Raw genomic sequence first — 23,709 nt, 5'->3', positions numbered from 1 at the left:
CCTCCGAGACACTCAGCGGAGCTGCGGCAACAGCGCGCTGAAGCGCGCCACGGCCGGGAACTCCGCCACCTGCCGCACCGGCTGGCGCGAGTCCGGCGCGGTCACCGCCAGCAGCCAGCGGAAGCCGTAGTCGCGCGCCGCGCGCAGCACGTCCAGGTTGTCGTCCACGAACAGGGTGCGCGCCGGGTCGAACGGCTCGACCGCGGCCACCCGCTCCCAGAAGCCCGGCGATTCTTTGGCCAGCCTGAGATCGTGGGCGCAAATGACCCGTTCGAGATGCCCGCCCAGGCGGGTGCGCTGGAGCTTGAGCTCGATGGACTTCTGGTGCGCGTTGGTCACCAGCACGCGGCGCTTGTCGCGTGCGGCCAGCGCGTCCAGGAACTCGATCACATACGGGTGCACCGCGATCAGGTGCTCCACCTCGGACTTGAGCAGCGCGATGTCGAGGCCCAGCTCACGGCTCCAGTGGTCCACGCAGTACCAGTCCAGCGTGCCCTGGATGCGGCGATACTTGGGCAGCAGCTCGTCCCTGGCCTCCGCAACGCTGACGCCGAGCTTCTCGGCGTAGCGCTTCGGCACGTGCTCCAACCAGAAGTGATTGTCGAAATACAGATCCAGCAAGGTGCCGTCCATGTCCAGGAAGACGCTGTCGATGGCGTCCCAGTCGAACGCGGGCGGCGCCGGGTCGTTGGCGTGGGTCATGGTGCGTCGGCGTTTCGCCTGGTGGCAAAATGCCGCTCAGGATAACCGACGCCTCCATTTGCATCACAATCTTGCATCACATCGTTGGACCGCAGCTTTGGACCAGTGCCGCATGAGCAACCGCCCCCGCATCCTCGGCCGCCGGCTCGCGGCGCAGTCGCGCATTTTCCGCGTGGAGGCGGTGGACCTGGAGTTCGCCAACGGCGCGCGGCGCACGTACGAGCGCATCCTCGGCGGCCGGGACTCGGTGATGATCGTGCCGCTGCGCGAGGACGGCACCCTGCTGCTGGCGCGCGAATATGCCGCTGGCAGCGACGACTACCAGCTCGGCTTTCCGAAGGGCGTGGTGGACCCGGACGAGGATCTGCTCGACGCCGCGTGCCGCGAACTGCGCGAGGAGCTGGGCCTCGGCGCCCGGGAGCTTCGTGTCGTGCGCCGGGTCAGCGTGGTACCGGGCTACATCCAGCACGCCACCCAGATCGTGCTGGCGCGCGGCCTGCATCCGGACCCGCTGCCGGGTGACGAGCCGGAGCCCGTCGGCGTGGTGCCCTGGCCGCTATCGGACCCCGATGGACTCCTGGCACGGCCGGACTTCACCGAGGCCAGGTCGGTCGCCGCGCTCTTCCTGGTGCAGCGGTTCCTGGACGCGGAGCGCGCCGCGTCGCCCTGAGCAACTCTCGCTGGGAGCGCGGCCTCGGAAGTTCCGCAGCCAGGCATCAGACAGGCTCCGGGAGCGAGGAACCAAATCGATCGGCCGGCATGGCCGCTTCCTGACCACCTGAGGCAAGATAACGATGACCCATGCACCACAGCGCCGACGTGGACGCCTGCTCCTGCTCGCCGCCTGGCTGCTGCTGGGTCTGCCGGTGTGCGCCGCGGCCGCCGGCACGACCCAGGTTGAGCCGGGTCTCGAGTTCAACGACTTCCCACGCGAGGAGCCGCTGAAATATCCCGCGTGGTTCAACGAGCCCTTCCTGGACCTGCCGGCGGACCACGCCGCCGCCGTGGCCGCGGGCAAGGACCTGGTGGTCTACTTCGGCCAGCGGCGCTGCGCCTACTGCCACCAGCTCATGGCGGTGAACTTCGGCGCGCCGGACATCGAGCAGTACACCCGCGCGCACTTCGACATCACGCCCATCGACATCTGGGGCATCGACGAGGTGACCGATTTCGACGGCAAGGTCATCACCGAGCGCGACTTCGCGCTGCGCGAGCAGACCAACTTCACGCCATCGCTGGTGTTCTACGACGAGACCGGCGCCGAGGCGCTGCGCCTGCGCGGCTACTACCCGCCGTACCAGTTCCGCGCCGCGCTGGAGTATGTGGCCGACGACCACTACAAGCACGAGTCCTTCCGCGACTACCTCGCCCGCGGCGACAACCGGATGGTGTTCGGGCCCGGCGACCTGAACGAAGAGGACTTCTTCGAGCCGCCGCCCTACAACCTGAACCGCTCGCGGCTACCGAGCGAGCGCCCGCTGGTGGTGTTTTTCGAGCAGGGCAACTGCCACGCCTGCGATGTGCTGCATGGCGATGCGCTGGACAAGGCGGAGATCCTGCGCCAGTTCGAGGAGTACGACAGCGTGCAACTGGACATGTGGTCCGACACGCCCGTCATCACGCCGAGCGGTGAGCGCACCACCGCGAAGGACTGGGCCGCGGAGCTCGGGCTGTTCTACACCCCGTCGCTGCTGTTCTTCGACGAGCACGGGCGAGAGCTGCTGCGGGTGGACTCGGTGGTGGGCTTCTACCGCTTGCGCAACGTGCTCAACTACATCAGCAGCAAGGCCTATCTCGACGAGCCCAACTACCAGCGCTGGCGGGTCTCACGCGCATTCTGAGCCCGCGGCGCAAAAAAAATCCGGGGGCAACCTCGCCGGTTGCCCCCGGGATTCGCGCGCCGATACCCAACTTGATGACTCGCTGATTACCACCAGCCGTAGCGGATCTGTTGCCGCCAGGCCGCGTACTCCGGCCCCCGCAGATAAAGGTCGCGGATGTAGGCGCGCATCGCAGGCGAAGCAAACCGATACGCCGGATCATAGACGTAGGCATGGCGCCAGGCACCGTAGCCCGGCCCCCAGCCCCAGTAGGCGTTCGCATCCTCCGCCGGCACCGCCGCCAACGCGAGCAAGACGGCCACAGGCAGCATCGAATGGAGCAGACACTTCATGGTCGCATCCTCCCAATGACCCCTACATACCTAAGTGTAGTTGGGGATTGCGGCGAGTGAATCAGCAACTGACCGGCGCCATGTGCGGCTTGTGCTGCAAGCGCATGAAGTCCCGGCGTAGCCCGGTGAGCCGATCGATGAGCTTGCGCCGCTGTGCATCGCTGAGGGAATCGTCCAGGCGCACCAGCAGATCTGTCATGCTCTGGCGCAGCTCACGGCGACCGCGGCTCACGTCCGGTGGCATGTCGGTGTAGTCCACCAGCCAGGCGGTCAGAAAGCGCTCGATGCGGGCGCTGGAGGCACCGCTGCGCAACAGGTCGATAAGCTCGCGGCGCTTGCGGTCGCGGTAGCGATACCAGCCGGCGCTGTCCGGCAGCTCCGCCACCACGTCGCGCACGATCCGGTGCTGGCGAGCGCTGGGGTCGCCGATCCACCATTGCAGGCTCTTGGCGTAGCGCTTGGCGCGCTTCTCCACGCGCACGTTGGCGGGCGTCTCGGCGTCCTCGGCATCCTCGCGCGCCTCTTTACGGAACTTGCGCGCCAGGGTGTCGATCTGCCCCTTGTCCAGATCGGCCAGCAGCGGCGCGGCGGTGGCGGCAGCGAGCTTGAAGTGGCGGCGGTAGATGACATCGAACTGATTCAGCAGGCAGCCGACATTGGCGCGCGTGAAGCCCTTGCGGGCGTCGTTCTGGGCGCTGTTGAAGAATGCCGCGAGGTAGGGCAGCTCCTGCTGCCGGTGCTTGGCGAGCGCGGCCTCGAGGGTCGGCGCCCAGCGCTGGATCTGCGCGTTGTCCAGGCGCAGATAATCGTCCGCGTAGTTCTCGATGAAGAAGTCGGCGGTGTTGTACGCGAGCTGCATGCCCGAGCAGCCGGCGATGAGCAACACCAAGGCTGCCCAGGCGAGCAACCGCAGCGGGCCTCGAATTGGCAAGGTCATGGTATGCGTGAATCCCGTTCGAGAGCGCGGTCGGCGCGCGGATGGCAGACCGCAATATAGCAACGTGATGCGCCACGGACGGCGGGGGCAAGCCGTATGCGGCGGAAGCCGACCGACCGACCATGTCTGACGGTTAGGGTCTATTGTCGAAACCCAACCGCACCCCGTTGCCGCGCGCCACCAACGCAGCAGATACCCTCGCCGGCAGGATGACACCCTGCCCCCGGGCCGGCCGCGTGGCCCGGATCGGGCTGCGCGCGGCCGCGGTGGTGTCCGGCAGACTCTCCGTGGACGACACAGCGGCGCCGCTGCCCAGCGAAGCAGCCCGCACTGGCCTTGGCCCGGGAACGATCCGTGTTGTGCCGACAAAGCGCTCCCCGCGGATGTTGGCCCCGATGTAGGAACCGTGCTTACATAGGGGCTGCATGGGGGTTTTACTTAGGCATCTTCCACCACTCCTTACACGTCCCGGCCAGCTCTTCCCAATGCCAAAGCGCATCCTGGTGATCGACGACGAGAAGGCAGTTCGCGACGCTTTCGAGCAGGAACTGCGTGCCGCCAGGGACGCCGGTCTCCGCTTCGAGCTTGCCCGCAAGCCACTCGGCGCGGCGCAGATCCGCTCGATCGTGCGCAGCAGCCTCGATCTCGGCGACGCGGACGAAACCTCGGAATTCCCTTAACCTCGGGGTCGCGCAGCGCGGGCACCCACCGCAGACTTGCACCATGGCAACCGCATCCACCGGACTTCGTTTCCTGCTCTATGTCGCCGGCGCCAAGGAGACGCCGGAAGCGGCCGAAACACGGCTGCGGCGGCTGCTGGCACAGACGCTCACGACACCGCACGAGATCGAGGTCATCGACGTGCTGGAGGAGCCCTACCGCGCCGACGAGGCGGGGGTGCTGATGACGCCGACGCTGGTGGTCCGCAGCGGCGGTTGCGAGCGACGACTGGTCGGCGACCTGTCCGATCTCTCCCGGCTCAGGCTCGTGCTGAGTGATCCAACGCCGGATTCCACCACCTGAGCTACACCCCCGGTCTCCGCCGCCTGACAGGGGCTGGCCCGACGGCACTTGACCCCCGTCAGTGACGCGGCACGCCGTCGCGGTTAGCGTCGCGAATTTCCGCCCCGTCGGATGCGGCCGACGGTGCCAAGCCCAGCGAGTTCTCCGCCCATGCATGAGCTGTCGGTGTGCCAGTCGCTCCTGGACCAGGTGCAGCGCGTTGCCGCGGATCACGCCGCCGAGCGCGTCGAGCGCATCGTGGTCCGCATCGGCCCCCTCTCCGGCGTGGAGGCGGACCTGCTCCGGAGCGCCTACCCCATCGCCGCCGCCGGCACCATCGCCGAGGGCGCCGTGCTCGACATCGAGCCAGCCCGCGTGCTGGTGCACTGCACCGCCTGCGGCGCCGAGACCGAAGCGGCGCCGAACCGGCTGCTCTGCGGTGCCTGCGGCGATTGGCGCACGCGGTTGGTGAGCGGCGACGAGCTGCTGCTCGCGAGCCTCGAGCTGAGCGTCCCCGACGATCTGCCGGATGACCTGACGCACTAGCACACCGACCCCTCGCGAAAGCGGGTCAAAGCGCCCGCAGGCGCTGCTATAGTCCCGCATCGACAGGGCAACCAACGCGGAGCTATCCCATGTGCGACACCTGCGGCTGCAACATCACCCCCGGCAACGAGCACCTGGTTCGCCCCGGCGGCAAGCACGCCGAGACCGCCTCCGGCCACGCGGCGGTGGAGGTCTTGCAGAGCCTCCTCGGCGAAAACGACCGCCAGGCGGCCCACAACCGCGCCCATTTCGACGCGCGCGGCATCCTCGCCGTCAACCTCATGTCATCCCCCGGCGCTGGCAAGACGAGCCTGCTGGAGGCCACCATCGACGCCCTCGGCGGTGAGCTCGGCGTCGCCGTCATCGAAGGTGACCTGGAGACCGAGAACGATGCCGAGCGCATCCGCGCCAAGGGCGTCACCGCCGTGCAGATCGCCACCGGCAGCGCCTGTCACCTCGATGCGCACATGGTGCACGAGGCACTGCATCGCCTGGACCTCACCGGCATCGACATCCTGTTCATCGAGAACGTCGGCAACCTGGTCTGCCCGGCCAGCTTCGACCTCGGCCACCACCGCAACGTGACGCTGCTATCGGTGCCGGAGGGCGACGACAAGCCCGCCAAATATCCGGTGATGTTCCGCGCTGCGGACCTGGTGCTGCTCACCAAGGCCGACCTGCTGCCGGTGCTAGACGACTTCGACCCGGCGCATGCTGAGCGGCACCTGCGCGAGCTGGCGAGCCCGGCGCCCTTCGTGCAGCTCAGCGCCCGCCGCGCCCAAGACAGCCTGGCGCCCTGGCTCGACTGGCTGCGCGGCGAGCTCGGCGCCCAGCGCGAGCGCCTCACGCGCGGCGCCACGGCGCGCCCCGCGTTGCAGCCCGACGGCTCGCTGCTGCACGGCGGCCATGCCGGCCACGCGCACGCCGCCCCTGCGTCCCTTCCCGAGCACGACCATCACCACGACCACCAGCACGACGATCACGGCGACAAGCACCGCCACCATCCGCATGGCCACGACGGACACGGCCACCCGGGGCACCGCGTATCGGGCTGAGCGCCCGCGCCATAAGCGCAGCGGGCCGCGGGCGCGCGGCACTGTAGTATTCTTGTTCGGCTGCGAAAGGCCGCGCGAGAGCGCCCCGCAGCGCAAAGTATCGGCCCGGCAGCAGGACCGCACCGCCCCCGCGACGTGCGCCCCAGCCGGGCCTCACGGCAACGCCGCAACAGAGCCCAACATCAATCCTTGGAGGATGCCCACCGTGGCAAAGCAATTGCGCACCGCCCCGCTCACTGTCGGTCTCGTGACATTGCTGGCGCTCGCGCCGGCCGCCCAGGCGGTGAACTTCGGCGACATGTTCAATCCCGGCCGCTGGTTCGGCGGTGGCCACAACAACAACGACGACTATTACTACGACGAAGGACCCTGGGGGCCCTACGGTGGGGGGCCTTATGGTTTCGGTGGTCCCTACGGCTACGGCGGACCCTACGGCTACGGCGGCTACGGCCCCTACGGCGCGCCCGGCTATGGCGGCGGCTACGGGTATCCGCCCGCGTTGGGCTACGGCGCGCCGGGCTACGCCGCGCCGGCCACCTCCGCGGCGCCGGCCGCTTCGGACAAGTCGAAGGACCAGGAGATCGAGGCGCTGAAGCGCCGCATCGATCAACTGGAGAGCCGCCAGCAGGGACCGTCGGCACCCGCCGGCGCCGGGGCGTCGAGCAGCAGCGAGGGCTGGCCGTCGGCGCCGGCGTTCCGGCCTATGGATCAGTACTGAGCCCCCACTCGGGTGCCGGTATCCTCGCCGGCGGCGCATGCCGCCGGCCACCCGCCAGAATAATCATCGACCCAGCTAAGGAACCATCGTGGCGCACAACCTCCTGCTCGTCATGCAGCCCGCCACGCACCTGCGTGCCCTGGCGCTGCTGATGGCGGCGAGCCTACCGGGCGCGGTGGCCGCGGCCGGCCCCGCTCCCACCAACGGCTACGCGGTCTACGAGAGCGACAGCAGCTTCGAGGACGTCCTCGACGGGCTGAAGCTCGCGATTCAGGAGCGCGGCATGTACATCAACAATGTGATGCACATGGGCGACATGCTGACGCGCACGGGCAAGGACCTCGGCACGGACGAGACGCTCTATACCCATGCCCAGTCCGTGGAGTTCTGCAGCGCCGTGCTGTCCCGAAAGATGCTGGCCGAGGCCCCGGCGCGGATCGTGAACTGCCCCTTCATCATCGCCGTCTACACCCTGCCGGACGACCCCGGCACCACCTACGTCGTCCACCGGCAAATCCCGCGCACCGAAATCGAGTCGAGCGCCGTGATGCACGAGATCGCCGACATGCTGAAGGACGTCGCCAGCAGCGCGGTCAGTTGGTAGCACGCCCAGCCCGCAGCCCGCAGCCCGCAGCCCAGCCTGCCATCGGATGACTGACGGCCCCGCCGCCGTGCACTAAGCGCGTGCCGCCGGCCAGCCTGACGGTGGATGCGCAGAGATGGAGCAAGCATTGGGTTTAGGTCTTCGCTTGTTCACCGGCGGGGGAGGGAAAGGTGAGTGAGTAGAGCAGACTTGGCATGGGCTCTTTCCAGGCTTCGGCGAGAGACTTGGGCTTAACCGATTTTTACAGTGAGGGCAAGGGGTTCCCGTTAGCATCCTGAGATCGATCCGGGGCGCGCAGCAAAGTCGCCGGCGCAACGCCGTACGACATTCGCAGGTACGCGCGCTCAGCCGCAGCCGGACCGCCGCCGCGCGGCAGGCCGACCAGGGAGCAAACGATGTCCGCGATAGACCAGAACAGGCATCGACTGATTCCGCACCAGCGGTTTCAGGAGGCGTGCAGCCAAGCCGCTGGACCGAAGGCGACGTGGAAAACGAGCCCGGCGCTCGCGGAATCCATGCCTCTGGCGGCGCCGCCGACGCAATCAAACGCGCCGCCGCTGCGCCGGCCGAAGCACTCGCGACGCTGGTCCGTGGAGCGCTCGCGTACCGTTCGCCGCTACCGGCTCGCGGTCATGGCGCTGGTTGTCGCGGGCAGTTGGACCGGCGCATTCGCCTATTCACTCTGGCATCAGGGCCTCCGGCTGAACCGGGAGCTCGCGGCGGCGCGCGACGACCTGCGCTCTGCGCTCAGCACACTCAGGGAGCTCGGCATTCAGCGACCCGCCGGCGCAGTCACCTATCGCAGCTACACGCCGATCCACCTACACCGCAACCCGCTCCAGGACGTGACCTTCTTGCCCGCGGAGAACGGGCAGTCGATTGAGACCCGCCTGACCCTGTTCAACGGCACAGCGAAGCGCCTGGAGCCCAGGCCCACGGTCACCTTGTACAACCGCATAGGTCTGCCGCTCGGTGAGGCTCAGGTTGGGCTGGAGACGCCCGCCGAGGTGCTGCACCCCGGCAAGACCAGTACCTACCACCTGCAAATCCCTCTGAGCCGCGCCGCGGAGCCGGCCTGGTTCGAGGTCGCGGCCGGCGCGCCATAGCGCCGGCGTCTCGCCGTTCCGCGACGCTGTGTCGGTGCCGGGCACGACGGCGCGGCCGCCGTCAATCGCCGCCGTTGTGGGGCCGGCCAAAGCACAGTGCCTGGATCGCCGCACGCAGTTCCGCGGGCTCCACGGGCTTGCGCAGCGCCGGCGGGTTGTCGCCGTGATGCCCATCAGACACCGCGAGGTTCTCCTGGCCGGTCATCATGAGCACCGGCAGCCCCGGGTGCTCCTCGCGCAGACGCGCGCGCAGGGTCGGACCGTCCATGACCGGCATCGCCATATCCGTGAGCACCAGGTCGACGCCCGGTTCATCGCGCAGTTGCGCCAGCGCCGCCTCGCCATGCTCCGCGAAGACCGTCGCGATACCCTGCAACACGAGCAGCCGGCCGATGGCGTCGCGCACCCGCGGGTCGTCGTCCACCACCAGCACGCGCAGACCAGCCAGTGATCGCGGCGCCGGTGCGTCGCCGCCGGTCAATGCGGTTATCGTAGCGGGTGGCGTTGCATCGCCTCCCGGGGGCGTCGCCGGGCGCGCCGGCAGCAGCAGCCGGAAGCGGGTGCCCTGCCTCTGCTCCGAGCTCACGGCCAGGCCGGCGCCCGACCGCAGCACGAATTCCTTCACCATGAACAGCCCCAAGCCATGACCGCGGCCCTTGGCCTTGGTGGAAAACAGCGGCTCGAAGATCCGCGCCATCGCCTGCGGCGAAATGCCACTGCCGGTGTCGGTGACGCTGACCTCGACGTACTCCCCCGCCGATAGGTAGCCCACGCCCAGCTCGCCCCGGCCATCCCACTGCCGGGGGGCGGCCGCAATGCGCAGATGCCCGCCGGCCGGCATCGCGTCGCGGGCGTTCAGCGCGAGATTCAACAACGCCGCCTGCAGGAACGCGCTGTTAGTCCACGCCGCCAGATCCGGCGGGATGTCGGCCTCCAGGACGATGGCCTGCGGCAGCACATGGCGGAGAATGCCGAGCAACTCCTCGATGCTCTCTTCCAGTGGCACGATGGCCAACGGCACACCGCCGGCCCGGCTCAGGGACAGCATGCCGGAGGTGACTACCTTCGCCTGGCTCAGCGCGCTGCGGGTCTCCTCCAGGACCTGCCCCAGCTCCGCGTCGTCGACATCAAAGTCGGCCACCGCGGCTTCGATGAAAAACAGGTTCGCATCGATGACGCCGAGCAGGTTGTTGAAGTCGTGTGCGACGCCGCTGGTGAGGTGCCCGATGGTTTCCCGCTCCTTGGCCTGCACCAGGTCCTGCTGCATCCGCTGCTGAGCGCGTACGGCGGTGATGCGCTGGGCCGTCAGGCGCAGCAGTTGGCGCAGCGGGTCGGTGAGCTGAATACTCCGCTGGCGACCCCACAGGACCAACAGCAGTGGCTCTGGCTCCTCCTCGCCACCGGTGTCCGTGACGGCCAGCACGATGCAGCAGCCGCGGCCGGCCGCCGCGGCCTCCGCACCCCAGGCATCGTCACAGCAGGTGACCGGTCGCCCGGGTTGCGCCAGCGCGGCGTCGAGCAGCCGCGGCGGCAGGGCCGGGGGCGGTGCGGCGAGGTCGTCGGACCGGGCCACGACATCGAGCATGGGCCGCCTGCCCGGCATCGACTCGAGGCTCGCGCGGTCCATTCCCAGCGCACGCTGGGCCAGCCGCAGCAGCGCGAGGACCTGCTCCTCGGGCGGCAGCGACAGGTTGACCAGGTCCAGAAGCTCCTCTAGGTGCGCGGTGTAGGCGGCGAGGGTCGCTTCCAGCGCCTGGCGCCGTTCCTGGGCAAGGTGCAGCTCGGTGACGTCCTCGATCATCGCCAGCGGCACCGGCGGCGTACCCGGCGCGCTGGGCAACAGCGTCACGCGCAGGTCGCCCCAGACCATGCGACCATCAGGGCGCACGTAACGATTGGTGATGCGGTATCCCGGACGACGCCCTGCCAGCAGATCGCTGAAGCGGGCGCGGGCCGCGGGCAGGTCATCGGGGTGCACCACCGCGTCGACGCTGCTGCCTTGCAGCGCCTCCGGACTGCTGCCGATGAGCTCTGCCAGCGCCCAGTTCACCATCAGCATGCGCCGCTCGGCGTCCAACAGGGCGATGCCGATGGGGGCATTGTCGAAGATGGCGCTGAGGCGCTCGCGACTCTCCCGGAGCTGTCGCTGCGCAAGGTGGTGCTCGGTGATGTCCTTGTCGGTGCCGCGGAACCCGCGCCACTGGCCCCGCGCGTCGAACACCGGCATACCGTTGGTGAGCACCCACAGGGTACCGCCGTTCTTGTGCCGGCGCGGGCTGATGAAGTCCTTGACAGGCCGCCTCGCGGCCAACAGCCGCTCTGCCTCGTGCCTGGCCGCCGCGGCATCGGCGGTCAGCAGATCGGTGCAGCGGCGCCCGAGCAGGGCCTCCGGCGGCTCCCCCAAGAGGTCCTCGCTGGCGGCGTTGACGTAGGTGTAACGGCCGTCGGCGTCCATCTCCCAGGCCATGGTTCGGCTCTGCCGCGAGACCTCCTCGTAACGCGCGTTGGTGACCCGCAGCGCCGACAGCGCCCTGGCCCGCTGCCGTGCCGAGGCCAGGATATTGGCGAAGACCTGCAGAAAATGGATCTCCACATCGGTCCACCCCCGCGGCGCGCGGACCGCGTCGAAGCCGATGAAGCCCTGCGTGACGCCGCCACTTACCAGCGGTGCCAGCAGCAGGGCCTGGATGTCCTGGCTGATGAAGAGGTCCCGCTCATGCGCCCAGTCATCGGGCAGGTCGGCAACCCGCGGGATGACCACGGGCTGGGGTGCATCGAGCTCCATGGCCAGCGCTGGGAGCTCCGTAAGCGGCAGGTCGTGGTTTTCGTCGATAGCCGCGGCGATGCCGTCGGCGGTCCATTCCAGCGTGTTGTCGATGGTGCCGGCGGCCGGGTCATACTCGAACAGGTAGGACCGGTCCACGCCGATGAAGGCACCGATGCGCGCGAGGGCACGCTCGCTGGCATGCTCGATGTCGGTATCGCCGGTATCGACGAAGTCCGCCGCGAGCGTGAGCAGCTCGCTCAGCATGGCCTCGCGCTCGGCGATGCGCAGCTCCGCCAGGCGCCGCTCAGTGATGTCCTGCACCGTGCCCAGCGCGCGCACGGCGCGGCCGTCGTCGTCGCGCTCGAACTCGGCGCGCTCGTGGACCCACTTGATGCGCCCATCCGCCAGCAACAGGCGGTGCACCAGATCAAAGCCGGCGCCCTCGTCCTGACCGGCGACGTAGGCGCGGACCAGCCGCTCGCGGTCGTCAGGGTGGACAATCGCATGAAACGCCCCGAAGGAGGCGCCGAACGCGTCCGGGTTCTGCTCGAAGATGCGGTAGACCTCGGGCGACCAGGACAGGTTATCGTCGGCGACCTCGTATTCCCAGGACCCCATATGGGCGAGGGCCTGTGCCTTGAGCAGGGCCTGGCGGCTCGCTTCGAGGGCGCGACGGCTTTGGTACTCCAGGGTCACGTCCGTGAAAAAGGCGGTGAGGGTCCGTGCCGGGCCGAGCCGCATCAGGCCGGGGGCGATCTTGCAGTAGAACTGGGCACCGTCGCGGCGCAGGCAGGGCACGTAAAGGGGCACGCTCAGAGTGCCCGCGTCCGTCTCTTCATCGCTGGAGCCCAGGTCCAGCAGCACGGCAGGCTCGGACGCGGTGGGATGCAGGTCGTCCACGTGCAGGCCGATCAGCGCATCACGCTCGTAGCCGAACAGTGTCAGCATGGCGTCGTTGCACCACAGCAACCGACGGCTGTCGACGTCCATCTCGACGATGCCGTGGGGTGAGCTGTCGATGATGGCCTGCAGTCGGTGCTGGGTCTTGAGCAGGCGGGTGATGTCCGCCAGCGTCTTGAACACCAGGTGCGGGCGGTCCGCGCCGGGCGCCGTGTCGGGGTGGGCCTTAGCGAGCAGCCAGCGCACCTCCTCACCGCCGGTGAACCCGACCACCGTCGGCTCGGTGTCACGTCCGGTGCGCAGCGCGACCCGGGCCGGATAGTCCTCACGTGGCAGCGGTCTGCCGTCCTCACGCAACAGCGCCCAGGGCTCGGCGTCGGCCGGGTGGCCGATCAGTGCGTCACGGGAGGCGCCGAGCAGCTCGCAGGCCGCCGGATTGACGTCGGTGATCACACCATCGGCGTCGTAGTAGATGACCCCTTCGCCGATGGTCTCGAACAGCGCGCGGAAGCGCTGCTCGCTCTCGCGCAGCGCCTGCTCAGACGCTTTGCGCGCGGTGATATCGCGGCCGACGGCGACCATGCCGACGACTTCACCGCGCTCGTCCTGCACCGCCTTACCGGACCACTGCAGCCAGCGCCAGCCAGACGCGGTATCGGCGCGCAGCTCCACGGTGGCGGCGTACGGGGGTGCTTGCAGCTTGGCCATCGCTGCTTCGGTGACGGCGTGGTCGTCCTGGTGCACCAGCGGCATAAAGGTCTGGCCGATGAGCTCGGCCTCGCTGCGACCGAAGGTGCGGCAGAAGGACGGGCTGACGAACTCGAACCGGCGCTCCAGGTCGAAGCGCACCAGCAGGTCCCTAAGGTTCTCGACCACCAGCCGATAGCGCGCCTCCTCGGCGCGCAGGGCCTGTTCGGCGCGACGCTGCTCGGTCACGTCGAAGGTGGTGCCGGCAAAGCGCCAGGGTTGGCCCTGCGCATCGAAATGCATCCGCCCCTGGGCAAGCTGCACGTGCGTGTCGCCGTTCGGCCAGATCACCCGATGCTCGATGTGGAAGGCGCCGTCCGGGCGCTCGCGGGCGGCAGCGATCTCCGCGCGCAGCCTGTCCACGTCGTCCGGGTGCACGGCGGCAAACAGGGTGTCGAGCGACACCTGTACGGCGCCTGGCTCGACACCGAGCAGGCGATAGGTCTCGTCGGACCAGCGCAGCGCGCCAGTGGCCATGTCCATCTCCCAGCTGCCAACGTGGGCAATGGCCTGGGCCTCGGTCAGGCGCGCCTCGCTCTCGCGCAGCCGGATGACGGTCTCCACGCTCTCGGAGACATCCTGCTGCACGCCAATGCAGTGGGTCACGACGCCGTTTTCGTTCTTCACCGGGGACACGGCCAACGCGCACCAATAGGCGCTGCCGTCCTTGCGGCGGTTGCGCAGCACCACGCGGCAGTGCTCCTCGACGGCGATGGACGCGCGCAGCCGCACGAGGTCCGGCTGGTCGTCGTCACCGTCGCGCAACAGGCGCAGGTCTTGGCCCTGAAGCTCGGTGGTGGTGTAGCCGGTGAGCGCCTCGAAGCCGCGGTTTGCGTAGGTCAGCAGGTCATCCCGGCCACTGCGCTCCGTGACCACGATACCGGTGCCGCTCTGCGACAGGGCCTCCAGCAGCACGTCGTGCCGGCGACGCAACTGGATGGAGGCGAGCCCGAGGCCCGCCAGGGTCGCGGTCCTGGCCAGCACCTCGCCGGCGAAGGCGTCGCGGCACTGCGCCGGCACGTCGGTTATCAAGAGCCCAAGGCCCTGGCCGTCGCGGTCGCGCACGGGCAGCACCTGCCCGCCGCGCAGCATCGCCGCCAACGCCCCTGCGCCGTCCACCAGTTCGGCCGGCGGGTCGGTTGCCGCGCCGGCGGCCAGCGCCCGCTGCAGCGATGCTGCCACCGCCGGTGCCGACAGCAGGCGCTCCAGTTCGCCGCGCAGGTCCGCGGTCAGCCACGGCGCGGCGGCGGGCGCCAGACGATTGTCGCCGGCCGGTAGCAGGAGCAGGCAACGCCGCGCGGGCAAGACGCCGTGCGTTCGCTGGCAGAGGTCCGCGGCAAAGGCGGTGGCGTCGTCGCCATGGTGCACCAACCAGGCCAGCCCGTGGGCCTCCAGGTCCAGCAAGGCGCGCTGGCGGACCTGTTCATCGCGCTCGTACTGCAACGCGTCGAAGCTGTCACTGAGGGAGCCCCCCATGGCATCCACGGCCTCGCCGAGCTCCACGGTCTCGGCGAACAGCCCCGGCGTTGCCGCCGACCACGCGCGCTGCTCCCGGATGGCCGCGGGCAGTTCTCGGGTGGCCGCGGTGACGGAGAGCAGCGGCGCGACGATACGCCGGCTCAGTGCCCGGGCGAGGACCACGGCGCCCAGACTCAGCGCCAGCAAGGCCGCCAGAAGCTTGACAACCTGCACCTGCACAGCATCGATGACCGGCTGGACGCTGACGTCGATGACGAGATCCCGGCCAGGGGCGACCTCGTCGGCGGGCAGCGCCGTACGGTAGCGCGTCGCGCGCCAGCGCTGCATGGCGGACGCTGCCGGCTCGGCCGGCTGCACCAACGACAGGCCCGGCTGCGCGCTTGGCATGACCGACTCCGCGGCGCTTGGCTCATCGAACAGCGGCTTCCCAGTGCTTCTGTCGGCCAGGAACAGCCGCGGGCGGGACCCGTCTCGCAGGCGCTCGCGCGCCAGCGCATTCAGGCGCTTGAGCTCGGCCGACAGCGCCTCCACGCCCGCCGTCTCGGCTTGCGCCAGAGTGCGCTCCATCAGCGCGCCGAACAGGCGCAAGTCGTAGGCGGTTTCACGCTCCAGCCGGTCCTTGAGATCGCTGTTGTCCCAGGCCGTGACCACCACCGCGGGCAGTAAAAGGGCCGTCAGCAACAGGCTGAACAAGAGCTCGCTGAGGCGCGGCAGACCGCGCTGCCCGCCCAGCAAGCCGAGCACAATGAGCAGCCCCCCCGCCAGGGCCGCGTTGAGGATGCCGTTGAGCGCCTGCTTGGCGGCGATCAGCAGTGTCGGCAGCCAGCCCATGCCGAGCACGTCGTGGTAGAGGAGCAGCACCAGGGGGATGCCGAGCCAGAGCCAGTACAGCGCCACCGATACGGCCAGGGGCGGTGCCGGCAGGCCCTTGCGCCGGGTGCAGTAGCGGTGCCAGGCGACCACGCCGGCTTCCAGGCTGAAGATGGCCATGGCGTAGGGGTGGTGCCAGAGCAGCAGCGTATAGGCGCTGCCGACCAGGGCCACGACCAGGCCCGGCACGGCGCCGAGCCGCGCGACGGCGATGAGGGTCGCGATGGAGCCGAACAGGATCTCGACACCGAAGAACAGCGACACGCTGAAGTAGTTGCCGAGCACCGCAGCCAGGGCCAGCAGCAGCGTCTCCGGGAGTTGGCGCAGCGCGGGATGATGGAACGGCAGGCGGCTGGGGGCGCGCACCGCCGGCTGCCCGGCCACGCCGGGGGTCGCCTGTGGGTCGGACATGAACGAAACCTGACGGGTGAGGAACTCAGCGGGCGGGGGCCTGCGCTGCCGGGGGGCGCAGCAGGGCTATGAGGTTTGCGTGTAACGCCTCGGGCCGGATCGGCTTGTGTAGCGTAGCGTCAGCGCCGAGCTCGGCGCTCATCGCCAGCACGTTGGTGGCCTCGCCGCGGATGACGTCGCCGGAGACGGCGATGATCCGCATCCGGGGGGCCAGCCGGCGCGCCCGGGCGATGACCTGGAACCCGTCCATGTCCGGCATGAAGATGTCAACGATTAGCAGGTCCGGCGGGTCGCGCTCGATGGCGGCGAGTGCGCTCTGCGCGTCGCTGTAGGCGTCACAGCGAAAGCCCCAGCGCGGCAACAGCCGCAGGGCGGCCTGGAGCAGGCGGGGGTCGTCGTCGACGACCTGGACCCTGGGGTTGGTTGCGCCGGTTGTGGCGTCGGTCATGGCGAGCGGCCTCGATCCAGGGGGCGGTCAACCGCTGCCGCGGAACTTCCGCGTCAGGTCAGCCAGCGGCATCGGCGCCCCGAACAAATAGCCTTGCAGGCGGTCCACCCCGGCGCCGCACAACCATCGGCGCTGCGCCTCGGTCTCGACGCCCTCGGCGACGACCTTGAGCTCGAGGCTGTCGCACATGGCGAGGATGGCCGCGAGCAGGCGCTCCGCCTTGTTCGAGTCGAACAGCTCGGCGACGAACGAAAGATCGATCTTGAGCGTGTCGTAGGGCAGCTCCGCCAGGGCGCGGATGCTGGAGTAGCCGATGCCGAAATCGTCCATCGCCAGCGATGCACCCAGCAGGCGGAGTTGCGCGCCCAGTTCCCGCACCGACTGGGAGTCGGCGAGGCTCGCGCTCTCGGTCAGTTCCACCCGCACCTCGCAGCAGCCCGCGAGCCCTTCGAGTAGCTGGCGCACCAGTGCGGTGGTGAGCGCCACGTCGAGCTGCGCGACGCTCAGGTTCACGGACAGGTGGGCCAGGGACAGCTCCGACAGTTCCGCCTTCGCGGCAAGCAGGCGTTTGAACAAGGCCTCGGTGAGGGAGAGGATCAGGCCCGTCGACTCCGCCAGCGGGATAATCTGCGGCGCGCCGAGCACGGTCCCGTCGGGTAAGCGTAGCCGGGTCAACACCTCGGCGTCCTTCAGGCTGCCGTCGCAGGCCACGATGGGCTGAAAGAAGGGCTCGATGCGGCCCTCGCAGATGTGCTCGGCGAGGCGTTCGCCGTCCAGCGCCGCGCGCGACGCGGGCTTCGCTGGCGGCGCGCGCGATACGGGCTTCGCCGGCGGCGCGCGCGGCGGCAGCGGCGTGACACGGGCGAGTAGTGGGGGCAGGTCGCGCACCATCGACGCCTTGTTCACCGCCCCGCGTACCGAGAGACCGCTGGCGCTGGCAATACGCCTGGCGGTGTCGAGCAGTGCATCGCCTTGACCGGACAGCAGCACGAGCGGCACGTGTATGCCCTTGTCGGCGAGCCACTTCACGACCTCCAGCCCGGTCTCCTGCCCGAGCTCCAGGTCGAGCAGCACCAACCCCGGCGGGTGGCTCAGCACATCCTCCTTGAATGCGGCGGCGGTGGCGTGGTAGCGCAGGCCGTGACCGAGGCGTCCGGCGAAGCGCCGCAGCGTGCGCTCCATGCGTGGATCATCGTCGAGGCAGGTGAGGTTCATGGGCTGCTGTATCTTGGCTGTTCAGGATGCCAGGGTGATCACATCCTCATGCAGCCGCGTCCGCTGACCTGGGGCCGTGCCGCCCAAGCGCACACGATTTGTTTGTGGAATACCCGGCGCCCGAAGTCGTCTATCGGTGCTCGGGCATTCCCGGATTCGTGATCAGAGCCTAGTCAGAACCCCTATCTTCTGCAGTAAAGTTTTGTAACGAATCGCACGAATCGTGCGCCGGAACCGCCATCTTGGCTGGGCTGCAGGTCACAATCCGTCGCTTTGGCGCTGCCGATGCGAAATGGCGTTAGGGAAACGCCGATTTATCGGTATTGTCCTACGGCCGTGATCGTGAAAGGCGCCCTGTACACCGATACGGGGCCGTCCGGCGCACGCCAAATAACAGACCGACTGACAACTTAAGGGCACTCGCTATGCCAGGGGACGCACACATCCTGATCGTCGAGGACAACCTGCCATTGGCCAGGGGCGTCGCGCGCTACCTGCGCAGCCAGGGATACAGCACGGCCCTGGCTAGCGGCCTCGTCGAATTTCGCACGCTGTTCCGCAGTGGCGGCGCGGACCTGGTCCTGCTGGACCTCAACCTGGGTACGGACGACGGTCTGACGCTCGCCCCCGAGCTCGGGCTGACCGCGGGCGTCGGGCTGATCATCATGACCGGCCGCGACGACATCCACGACCGCGTGCGCGGCCTCGATGCCGGGGCCGACGACTACCTGATCAAGCCATTTGCCATGGACGAGCTCGCTGCACGCGTGCGCGCGGTGCTGCGGCGGCGCGTGCGGGCTTCGGGCAGTGACAGCACCCTCCGCCTCGGTCCGGTGGAGCTCGATCAGATCCGCGGCGAGCTGCGCTGCGACGGACGGGCGCAAAAGGTGACGCTGACCGAACGGCAGCTCGACATCCTGCACCGTCTGATGGCCGCGGCCGGCGATACGGTGCGCCGCGCCGAGCTGCTGCCGCACGAGCATTGGGAGCCGGGGGACCGTTCGGTGGACGTGCATGTGAGCGGCATCCGGCGCAAGCTGGCCGCGGCCGGGATGGACATGCTGCGGATCTCCACGGTGCGCAGCCGGGGCTACCGGCTCGATCTGCTGGATGCAGGTGTCGCGCGGATTGCGCGCACGAACGCCTCCTGACCCTGCCGGCACGGACCGCGGCGATCCTGCCCAACGGCCGCCGCTAACCGATTCAGTGCGCCGCGGGCGACGGCCCGGGAGCGCGCGGGCGGCGGCGCTGCGCTTCAGTGCCCGTTGCCGGCGCGCGCGCCGCGGGGCCCGTCTTTGGGCGCGACGGGGAGACGCAGCGCCACGCGCAGCCCGGGTGCAGCGTCGCCAAGCGTCAGCTCCGCGCCGTGCAATTGGGCCACCGCCTGCACCAGGCTGAGGCCCAGGCCGTGGCCGGGCTCGCTGCGGCTCGCATCGATGCGGTAGAAGCGCTGCAGCACCTTGCCGCGCAGCTCCGGCGGGATGCCGGGGCCGGAGTCGCTCACGGTTATGGCGACGTGGCCGTTGTCCGTGGTGACGGCGACACGGATGTGTCCGCCCGGGGGTGTGTACTTGATGGCGTTGTCGAGCAAGTTGGCGAGCGCCTGAAACAGCAGGTCACGGTCGCCGTGGATATGCAGCGCCTCCGGACCGGCATCCGACTGCGCCGGCGAGACCTCCAGGTGCTGGCCCTTGTCCGCCGCCAATGGCTCGTAGAGCTCGGCGACGTCGTGCAGCAGCACCACGGGGTCGAGGTCGGCGAAGGCGGCGCGGCGGCTGCCGGACTCGACCCGGGCGATGCGCAGCAGGGCGTTGAAAGCGGCGAGCAGCTCCTCGGCGTCGGCGATGGCCTCGTCGACGCCGGCGGCGGCCTCGGCGCCAAGGTCCACGTCGCGCAGCTGGCTCAGCTTGGTGTGGAGCCTGGACAGCGGCGTGCGCAGGTCATGGGCGATGTTGTCGGACACCTGCCGGACGCTCGCCATCAGCGCCTCGATGCGGGCGAGCATGCGGTTCAGGTTGACCGCCAGCTGGTCGAACTCGTCGCCGCTGCCGTCGCTGGCGATGCGCCGCGACAGGTCGCCCTCCATGATCTCGCGGCCCACCTGGTTCACGGCCTCGATGCGACGCTTGATGCCGGCGCTCATGAGCCAGCCACCGGCGAGCGCCAACGCGACGGTGAAGGCCAGTCCCCAGCCCAGCGCCTCGCGAATCAGGCCGCGGATGGCGGTGAGGTCGCGCACGTCGCGGCCCACCAGCAGGCGCAGCCCGCCTTGCAGCCGGAACACCTTGCCGCGGGCGGCGTGCTCCTCCTCGCGGTCGTCGGCGCTGACGGCGTCGCGCAGGCGGAAGTCGATCCAGCCGTCGCCGTCCGGCTCCGCGGCGGGCCAGGCCTCGATGTTGCCCACCAGCGGTCGATATTCGTCGTCGGTGAGCAGGTAGACGCCGGCGCCGCGCGGCGAGCGCGCGCTGCGCTCGGCCACCAGCGTGGTGAGCCCGGAGAGGCCGCGGCTGCGGTACTGCTCGGCGAGGCCCTTGATCTCCGCCTCGATGGTGGCGTCCGTCTGCCGCGTCATGTAGACGGCGGTGGACCAGTAGATGAAGCCGAGCAGGATCAGCACCGAGCCGCCCATCAGGAACGCGTAGAGCAGCGCCAGGCGGAACGTGGAGCTGGCCAGGATCTCGCGGGCGCGCGCGGGTCCGCTCTGCTCCACCTGGTCGGCGGTGGCGCTGCCGACAACGCGCGTGCCGTCAGGGCTCACGGATGACGTAACCGGCACCGCGTACCGTTTGTACCAAGGGTTGGTCGAAGTCGCGGTCGATCTTGCCGCGCAGGCGGCTGATGTGGACGTCAATGACGTTGGTCTGCGGGTCGAAGTGATAGTCCCAGACGTGCTCGAGCAGCATGGTGCGGGTGACCACCTGCCCGGCGTGGCGCATCAGGTATTCCAGCAGCCGGAACTCACGCGGCTGCAGCGGGATCTTCTTGCCGGCGCGGCTCACCTCGCGACTGAGCAGGTCGAGCTCCAGGTCACCGACCTTGAAGTGGGTCTGCGGCTGATCCTCGGGCACGGCGCGCCGCAGCAGGGCCTCGATGCGGGCATGCAACTCCGAGAAGGCAAACGGCTTCACCAGATAGTCGTCGCCGCCGGCGCGCAGCCCTTCGACGCGGTCGTCCACCTCGCCGAGGGCGCTCAGGATCAGGACCGGCGTGTTGTTGTCGGATGCGCGCAGGGTACGCAGCACCGCGAGCCCGTCCAGGGACGGCAGCATGCGGTCGACCACCAGCACGTCGTACTCGTTGCCGGCGGCGAGCAGCAGGCCCCGGCGGCCGTCCGCGGCATGATCCACGGTCGCGCCCACCTCGCGCAGGGCCTTGCTGAGGTAGGCGGCGAGTTGGGCGTCGTCTTCGATGATCAGAACTCGCATCTGGGGAAGGGTCCAGGTGGTAGGTCCCAGGGGCCAGGTTACAGAGGCCAAGACCCGAGTCGTGGCCTCTGGTTGCTAGTCCCTCATCACGCGAAGGGTACGGCGACGAACCGTTGCTCGCCATCCTGCTCCACCCGCAGCAGCACTGACGGGCGGTCCTGGTCGGCGGCCTCGCGCACGGCGCGTGCGACGTCATCCGGGGACTTCACGGGCTCCTGGCCGACCATGGAGATGAGGCTGCCGGCCTTGATGCCGGCGCGCTGCGCCGGGCTGCCCGCCTCCACCTGCGCCACCAGCACGCCGGGGGCGTCCGCTGCCAGGCCGCGCTCCTGGCGAATCTCGGGTGTCAGCGGCGCGAGGAAGAGCCCGATGCGCGAGCCCGCTGCCTCGGCGGCCTCGCCGGGCTGGGTCATAGCAAGGTCGTCTTGCGGCATGCTGCCGATGGTGACATCGAGCGTGCGCGTCTTGCCGCCGCGGATGACCTCCAGCTTGATCTTGGTGCCCGCGTTGATGCCGGCGATGAGCTTGGTGAGGTCCCGGTACTCCGTCATTTGCTTGCCGGCGGCCTTGATGATCACGTCGCCGCTCTTCACGCCGGCGGCCATGGCCGGGCTGTTCGGCAGCACGTCGGCCACCAGCACGCCGTTGTCCGACTTCAAGCCCAGGCTCCCGGCCACCTCTTCGCTGACCGGCTGGATCTGTACGCCAAGCCAGCCACGCTCGACGTGGCCGGTCTGGCGCAGCTCCTTGACAATGCCGGCGGCGGTCTCGGCGGGGATCGCGAAGCCGATGCCGATGTTGCCGCCGCTCGGCGAGAAGATGGCGGTGTTGACGCCGATCACGCGGCCGCGGGTGTCGAACAGCGGGCCGCCCGAGTTGCCGCGGTTGATGGGGGCGTCGATCTGCAGGTAGTCGTCGTAGGGGCCGGAGTTGATGTCGCGCCCGCGCGCCGAGATGATGCCGGCGTTCACCGACCCGCCGAGGCCGAAGGGGTTGCCCACCGCCAGCACCCAGTCGCCGACGCGCGCGTCGTGACTATCGCCGAGCTCCACGTGCGGCAGCGGCGGGGCGCCGTCCACTTTCAGCAAGGCGAGATCGGTCTTCGGGTCGCGGCCGACGACGTGCGCCGGATACTGGCGCCCGTCGTTGAGCGTGATCTCGATGCTGTCGGCGGCCTCGATGACATGGTTGTTGGTGACGATGTAGCCGGCCGGATCGATGATGAAGCCGGAGCCCTCACCCTCGCGCTCGTGCGGCATGGGTACGTCCGGCACGGCGCCGAACTGCTCGCCGAACTGCTCGAAGAAGTGCCGCAGCGGCGAGTCCTCAGGCAGACCGTCGGGCAGCGGGTGGCCGTTCATGGACATCCGCTCGACGGGCTTTTCTTCCACGGTGACGTTGACTACGGCCGGGGTCACGCGCTCGACGACGTTGGCGAAGCTCGGCGGACCCGCCGGCTGCTCCAGCGTTGCGGCGCCGGGGTCAGCGGTCTGGGCGTCGCTGCTGGCCGCGAATCCGCCGCCGAGACCCAGCGTCAGCATGATGGCCCAGGCCAGCGCCGCGCGCCTGAAGCGGTCCTGCTGCAATGGCAGCGCTGTGGCGGCGGCGCACGGCGACCGAGCGCCGCCGCTGTCTCGATGATGCTCGGCAAGATGCATGTCGATCCTCCTCGGAAACTGTGGCGCCGCAACTGCTGGTGCGGATGCGCGGCGCCGCTGATGGTCTTTACCTGCAACATATGATCTTCTGCGCGCCGTTACTGCCGCGTTGCGGCAAGATTAAGCTTTCTTCATACATTTGACGTGCGCCGGCGCGGTATCGATGCCGGTGCGCGCAGATCACTTGCGGCCGCGCCCACGGACGCGTAGGTTGACCCGCCGGGCGGGAAGATAAAGGGATGCGCCCGATGGATCGGCGCCTGCTGCAAGCCTTGCCGATACCCGGCGCCGGCCCGTGCGATCCGCCGCCGAACTGCAACCGTCGTTGTCGCGATTCTTCGATTCCACAACAAACGAGGAGCCGAGCGCCATGGCCGACCTGGAGCATGTGGAGATCCAACGTTACCGCCGCGAGCTGGAGCACGATGTGCGCCACCTGGTGAAGAAATACTGCCGCATCATGAGCTGGGAGGTGCCCGAGCTGGACGAGGCCGAGGCCAGCAAGCTCATCTTCCAGGCGCTGCGGGCAGCGCTGGACGAGGTCGAGCAGGAGTAAGCCGGCGGCGCGGTCCGCGGCGGCACCGATGATTCCGCTGCCCGCGGCCGCGAGCCAGGCGGTCTTCGCCGCGGCGCTGCTGGCTGGTTGCACCGCCGCCGACAAGCCTCGGGCCGCGGCCTGCATGCCCACCGTCGGCATGCATACCGGCGACCTCGCGGCCTGCGGCTGCCGGCGCTACGACGGCGGCAGCATGCGCACGCTGCCGACGTCCCGTGCCGCGGGCGGGACCGCCGCCGAAGCCGTCATTATCGTGAATTATCTTTGCTCGCTCGGCGACGCCGGCGTCGCCTGGGCGACCGTCATCAACGGTACCGTCGATCGCGTCGAGTATTGACCCGCCGTCCTCGCGGACAGCAAGCCACGGCGGGTCGCTGAGTGTGAGCCAAC

At 69.3% G+C, this 23,709-nt stretch carries 21 protein-coding genes; 12 read left to right on the top strand and 9 right to left on the bottom strand.

Features of this window, described 5'->3' with window-relative positions; genetic code table 11:
- Positions 1-12 precede the first annotated feature (12 nt).
- Entirely contained in the window at positions 13-702 is a 690-nt protein-coding gene (yrfG, locus tag LJE69_RS05160) for a GMP/IMP nucleotidase (RefSeq protein WP_296922169.1), read from the bottom strand.
- A gap of 112 nt (positions 703-814) precedes the next feature.
- Between yrfG and nudE the strand changes: the two genes are divergently transcribed.
- Both nudE and LJE69_RS05150 read left to right on the top strand, forming a co-directional pair.
- Positions 815-1,372, top strand: a complete 558-nt coding sequence (gene nudE, locus LJE69_RS05155; RefSeq protein WP_296922167.1) for an ADP compounds hydrolase NudE — start codon at positions 815-817, stop codon at positions 1,370-1,372.
- A gap of 124 nt (positions 1,373-1,496) precedes the next feature.
- Complete coding sequence (locus tag LJE69_RS05150) at positions 1,497-2,543, top strand: thioredoxin fold domain-containing protein (RefSeq protein WP_296922165.1); 1,047 nt, start codon at positions 1,497-1,499, stop codon at positions 2,541-2,543.
- Between the two features lie 86 nt (positions 2,544-2,629).
- Here LJE69_RS05150 and LJE69_RS05145 read toward each other — a convergent pair whose 3' ends face one another.
- Both LJE69_RS05145 and LJE69_RS05140 read right to left on the bottom strand, forming a co-directional pair.
- Entirely contained in the window at positions 2,630-2,875 is a 246-nt protein-coding gene (locus tag LJE69_RS05145; RefSeq protein WP_296922163.1) for a hypothetical protein, read from the bottom strand.
- A gap of 61 nt (positions 2,876-2,936) precedes the next feature.
- Positions 2,937-3,812 (bottom strand): DUF6279 family lipoprotein, encoded by an 876-nt coding sequence (locus tag LJE69_RS05140; protein WP_296922162.1) that lies wholly within the window; start codon positions 3,810-3,812, stop codon positions 2,937-2,939.
- A gap of 485 nt (positions 3,813-4,297) precedes the next feature.
- Here LJE69_RS05140 and LJE69_RS05135 point away from each other — a divergent pair, with 485 nt between their 5' ends.
- The 7 genes from LJE69_RS05135 (at position 4,298) to LJE69_RS05105 (ending at position 8,843) form a co-directional block, all read left to right on the top strand.
- The gene (locus LJE69_RS05135) at positions 4,298-4,492 is read left to right on the top strand and encodes a hypothetical protein (protein WP_296922160.1); all 195 of its coding nucleotides are present in this window, start codon (positions 4,298-4,300) and stop codon (positions 4,490-4,492) included.
- A 43-nt stretch (positions 4,493-4,535) separates the two neighbouring features.
- Complete coding sequence (locus LJE69_RS05130) at positions 4,536-4,835, top strand: circadian clock KaiB family protein (protein ID WP_296922158.1); 300 nt, start codon at positions 4,536-4,538, stop codon at positions 4,833-4,835.
- A gap of 150 nt (positions 4,836-4,985) precedes the next feature.
- Positions 4,986-5,360 carry a hydrogenase maturation nickel metallochaperone HypA gene (gene hypA / locus LJE69_RS05125; protein ID WP_296922156.1) on the top strand — a complete coding sequence of 125 codons (375 nt, stop codon included), beginning with the start codon at positions 4,986-4,988 and terminating at the stop codon, positions 5,358-5,360.
- 89 nt (positions 5,361-5,449) lie between these two features.
- Complete coding sequence (hypB, locus tag LJE69_RS05120) at positions 5,450-6,415, top strand: hydrogenase nickel incorporation protein HypB (protein WP_296922154.1); 966 nt, start codon at positions 5,450-5,452, stop codon at positions 6,413-6,415.
- A gap of 196 nt (positions 6,416-6,611) precedes the next feature.
- On the top strand, positions 6,612-7,133 hold the full coding sequence (locus tag LJE69_RS05115) for a hypothetical protein (RefSeq protein ID WP_296922152.1): 522 nt from the start codon (positions 6,612-6,614) through the stop codon (positions 7,131-7,133).
- An 88-nt stretch (positions 7,134-7,221) separates the two neighbouring features.
- Positions 7,222-7,737, top strand: a complete 516-nt coding sequence (locus LJE69_RS05110) for a DUF302 domain-containing protein (RefSeq protein WP_296922150.1) — start codon at positions 7,222-7,224, stop codon at positions 7,735-7,737.
- Positions 7,738-8,132: 395 nt separating this feature from the next.
- Positions 8,133-8,843 carry a hypothetical protein gene (locus LJE69_RS05105; RefSeq protein WP_296922148.1) on the top strand — a complete coding sequence of 237 codons (711 nt, stop codon included), beginning with the start codon at positions 8,133-8,135 and terminating at the stop codon, positions 8,841-8,843.
- 61 nt (positions 8,844-8,904) lie between these two features.
- Here the strand turns inward: LJE69_RS05105 and LJE69_RS05100 are convergent, their stop codons facing one another.
- Genes LJE69_RS05100 through LJE69_RS05090 form a run of 3 tightly spaced genes read right to left on the bottom strand, consistent with a single transcriptional unit; the run spans position 8,905 to position 17,680 of the window.
- Positions 8,905-16,017, bottom strand: a complete 7,113-nt coding sequence (locus LJE69_RS05100; RefSeq protein ID WP_296922146.1) for a PAS domain S-box protein — start codon at positions 16,015-16,017, stop codon at positions 8,905-8,907.
- Positions 16,018-16,042: 25 nt separating this feature from the next.
- Positions 16,043-16,465: a response regulator gene (locus tag LJE69_RS05095; RefSeq protein WP_296922144.1), complete on the bottom strand. Its 423-nt coding sequence runs from the start codon at positions 16,463-16,465 to the stop codon at positions 16,043-16,045.
- Positions 16,466-16,492: 27 nt separating this feature from the next.
- A complete protein-coding gene (locus LJE69_RS05090) occupies positions 16,493-17,680 on the bottom strand; it encodes an EAL domain-containing protein (RefSeq protein WP_296922142.1) in 1,188 nt (395 codons plus the stop codon).
- A gap of 425 nt (positions 17,681-18,105) precedes the next feature.
- Here LJE69_RS05090 and LJE69_RS05085 point away from each other — a divergent pair, with 425 nt between their 5' ends.
- Positions 18,106-18,831: a response regulator transcription factor gene (locus tag LJE69_RS05085; protein ID WP_296922140.1), complete on the top strand. Its 726-nt coding sequence runs from the start codon at positions 18,106-18,108 to the stop codon at positions 18,829-18,831.
- Positions 18,832-18,935: 104 nt separating this feature from the next.
- Here LJE69_RS05085 and LJE69_RS05080 read toward each other — a convergent pair whose 3' ends face one another.
- From LJE69_RS05080 to LJE69_RS05070, 3 genes are all read right to left on the bottom strand, one after another.
- Positions 18,936-20,438: an ATP-binding protein gene (locus LJE69_RS05080; RefSeq protein WP_367114629.1), complete on the bottom strand. Its 1,503-nt coding sequence runs from the start codon at positions 20,436-20,438 to the stop codon at positions 18,936-18,938.
- Positions 20,428-21,105 carry a response regulator transcription factor gene (locus LJE69_RS05075; protein WP_296922138.1) on the bottom strand — a complete coding sequence of 226 codons (678 nt, stop codon included), beginning with the start codon at positions 21,103-21,105 and terminating at the stop codon, positions 20,428-20,430. Before LJE69_RS05075 ends, LJE69_RS05080 begins: the two co-directional genes overlap by 11 nt.
- Before the next feature lie 86 nt (positions 21,106-21,191).
- Entirely contained in the window at positions 21,192-22,763 is a 1,572-nt protein-coding gene (locus LJE69_RS05070; RefSeq protein ID WP_296922137.1) for a DegQ family serine endoprotease, read from the bottom strand.
- A gap of 370 nt (positions 22,764-23,133) precedes the next feature.
- Here LJE69_RS05070 and LJE69_RS05065 point away from each other — a divergent pair, with 370 nt between their 5' ends.
- Entirely contained in the window at positions 23,134-23,319 is a 186-nt protein-coding gene (locus LJE69_RS05065) for a hypothetical protein (protein WP_296922135.1), read from the top strand.
- Positions 23,320-23,347: 28 nt separating this feature from the next.
- On the top strand, positions 23,348-23,656 hold the full coding sequence (locus LJE69_RS05060; protein ID WP_296922133.1) for a hypothetical protein: 309 nt from the start codon (positions 23,348-23,350) through the stop codon (positions 23,654-23,656).
- The last annotated feature ends 53 nt before the right edge of the window (positions 23,657-23,709 follow it).

Source organism: Thiohalocapsa sp., assembly GCF_022340605.1.
Lineage (GTDB): Bacteria > Pseudomonadota > Gammaproteobacteria > Chromatiales > Chromatiaceae > Thiohalocapsa.
The sequence above is the reverse complement of the archived record's forward strand: the minus strand, read 5'-3'. Positions and strand labels throughout refer to the sequence as shown.

Coding starts and splice junctions, on each gene's coding strand:
- LJE69_RS05140 (WP_296922162.1), bottom strand. CDS start 3,812: ATGACCTTGCCAATTCGAGGCCCGCTGCGGTTGCTCGCCTGGGCAGCC.
- LJE69_RS05085 (WP_296922140.1), top strand. CDS start 18,106: ATGCCAGGGGACGCACACATCCTGATCGTCGAGGACAACCTGCCATTG.
- hypB (WP_296922154.1), top strand. CDS start 5,450: ATGTGCGACACCTGCGGCTGCAACATCACCCCCGGCAACGAGCACCTG.
- LJE69_RS05100 (WP_296922146.1), bottom strand. CDS start 16,017: ATGTCCGACCCACAGGCGACCCCCGGCGTGGCCGGGCAGCCGGCGGTG.
- LJE69_RS05060 (WP_296922133.1), top strand. CDS start 23,348: ATGATTCCGCTGCCCGCGGCCGCGAGCCAGGCGGTCTTCGCCGCGGCG.
- LJE69_RS05115 (WP_296922152.1), top strand. CDS start 6,612: ATGCCCACCGTGGCAAAGCAATTGCGCACCGCCCCGCTCACTGTCGGT.
- nudE (WP_296922167.1), top strand. CDS start 815: ATGAGCAACCGCCCCCGCATCCTCGGCCGCCGGCTCGCGGCGCAGTCG.
- LJE69_RS05130 (WP_296922158.1), top strand. CDS start 4,536: ATGGCAACCGCATCCACCGGACTTCGTTTCCTGCTCTATGTCGCCGGC.
- LJE69_RS05150 (WP_296922165.1), top strand. CDS start 1,497: ATGACCCATGCACCACAGCGCCGACGTGGACGCCTGCTCCTGCTCGCC.
- LJE69_RS05145 (WP_296922163.1), bottom strand. CDS start 2,875: ATGAAGTGTCTGCTCCATTCGATGCTGCCTGTGGCCGTCTTGCTCGCG.
- LJE69_RS05075 (WP_296922138.1), bottom strand. CDS start 21,105: ATGCGAGTTCTGATCATCGAAGACGACGCCCAACTCGCCGCCTACCTC.
- yrfG (WP_296922169.1), bottom strand. CDS start 702: ATGACCCACGCCAACGACCCGGCGCCGCCCGCGTTCGACTGGGACGCC.
- LJE69_RS05095 (WP_296922144.1), bottom strand. CDS start 16,465: ATGACCGACGCCACAACCGGCGCAACCAACCCCAGGGTCCAGGTCGTC.
- LJE69_RS05105 (WP_296922148.1), top strand. CDS start 8,133: ATGTCCGCGATAGACCAGAACAGGCATCGACTGATTCCGCACCAGCGG.
- LJE69_RS05070 (WP_296922137.1), bottom strand. CDS start 22,763: ATGCATCTTGCCGAGCATCATCGAGACAGCGGCGGCGCTCGGTCGCCG.
- LJE69_RS05090 (WP_296922142.1), bottom strand. CDS start 17,680: ATGAACCTCACCTGCCTCGACGATGATCCACGCATGGAGCGCACGCTG.
- LJE69_RS05065 (WP_296922135.1), top strand. CDS start 23,134: ATGGCCGACCTGGAGCATGTGGAGATCCAACGTTACCGCCGCGAGCTG.
- LJE69_RS05135 (WP_296922160.1), top strand. CDS start 4,298: ATGCCAAAGCGCATCCTGGTGATCGACGACGAGAAGGCAGTTCGCGAC.
- hypA (WP_296922156.1), top strand. CDS start 4,986: ATGCATGAGCTGTCGGTGTGCCAGTCGCTCCTGGACCAGGTGCAGCGC.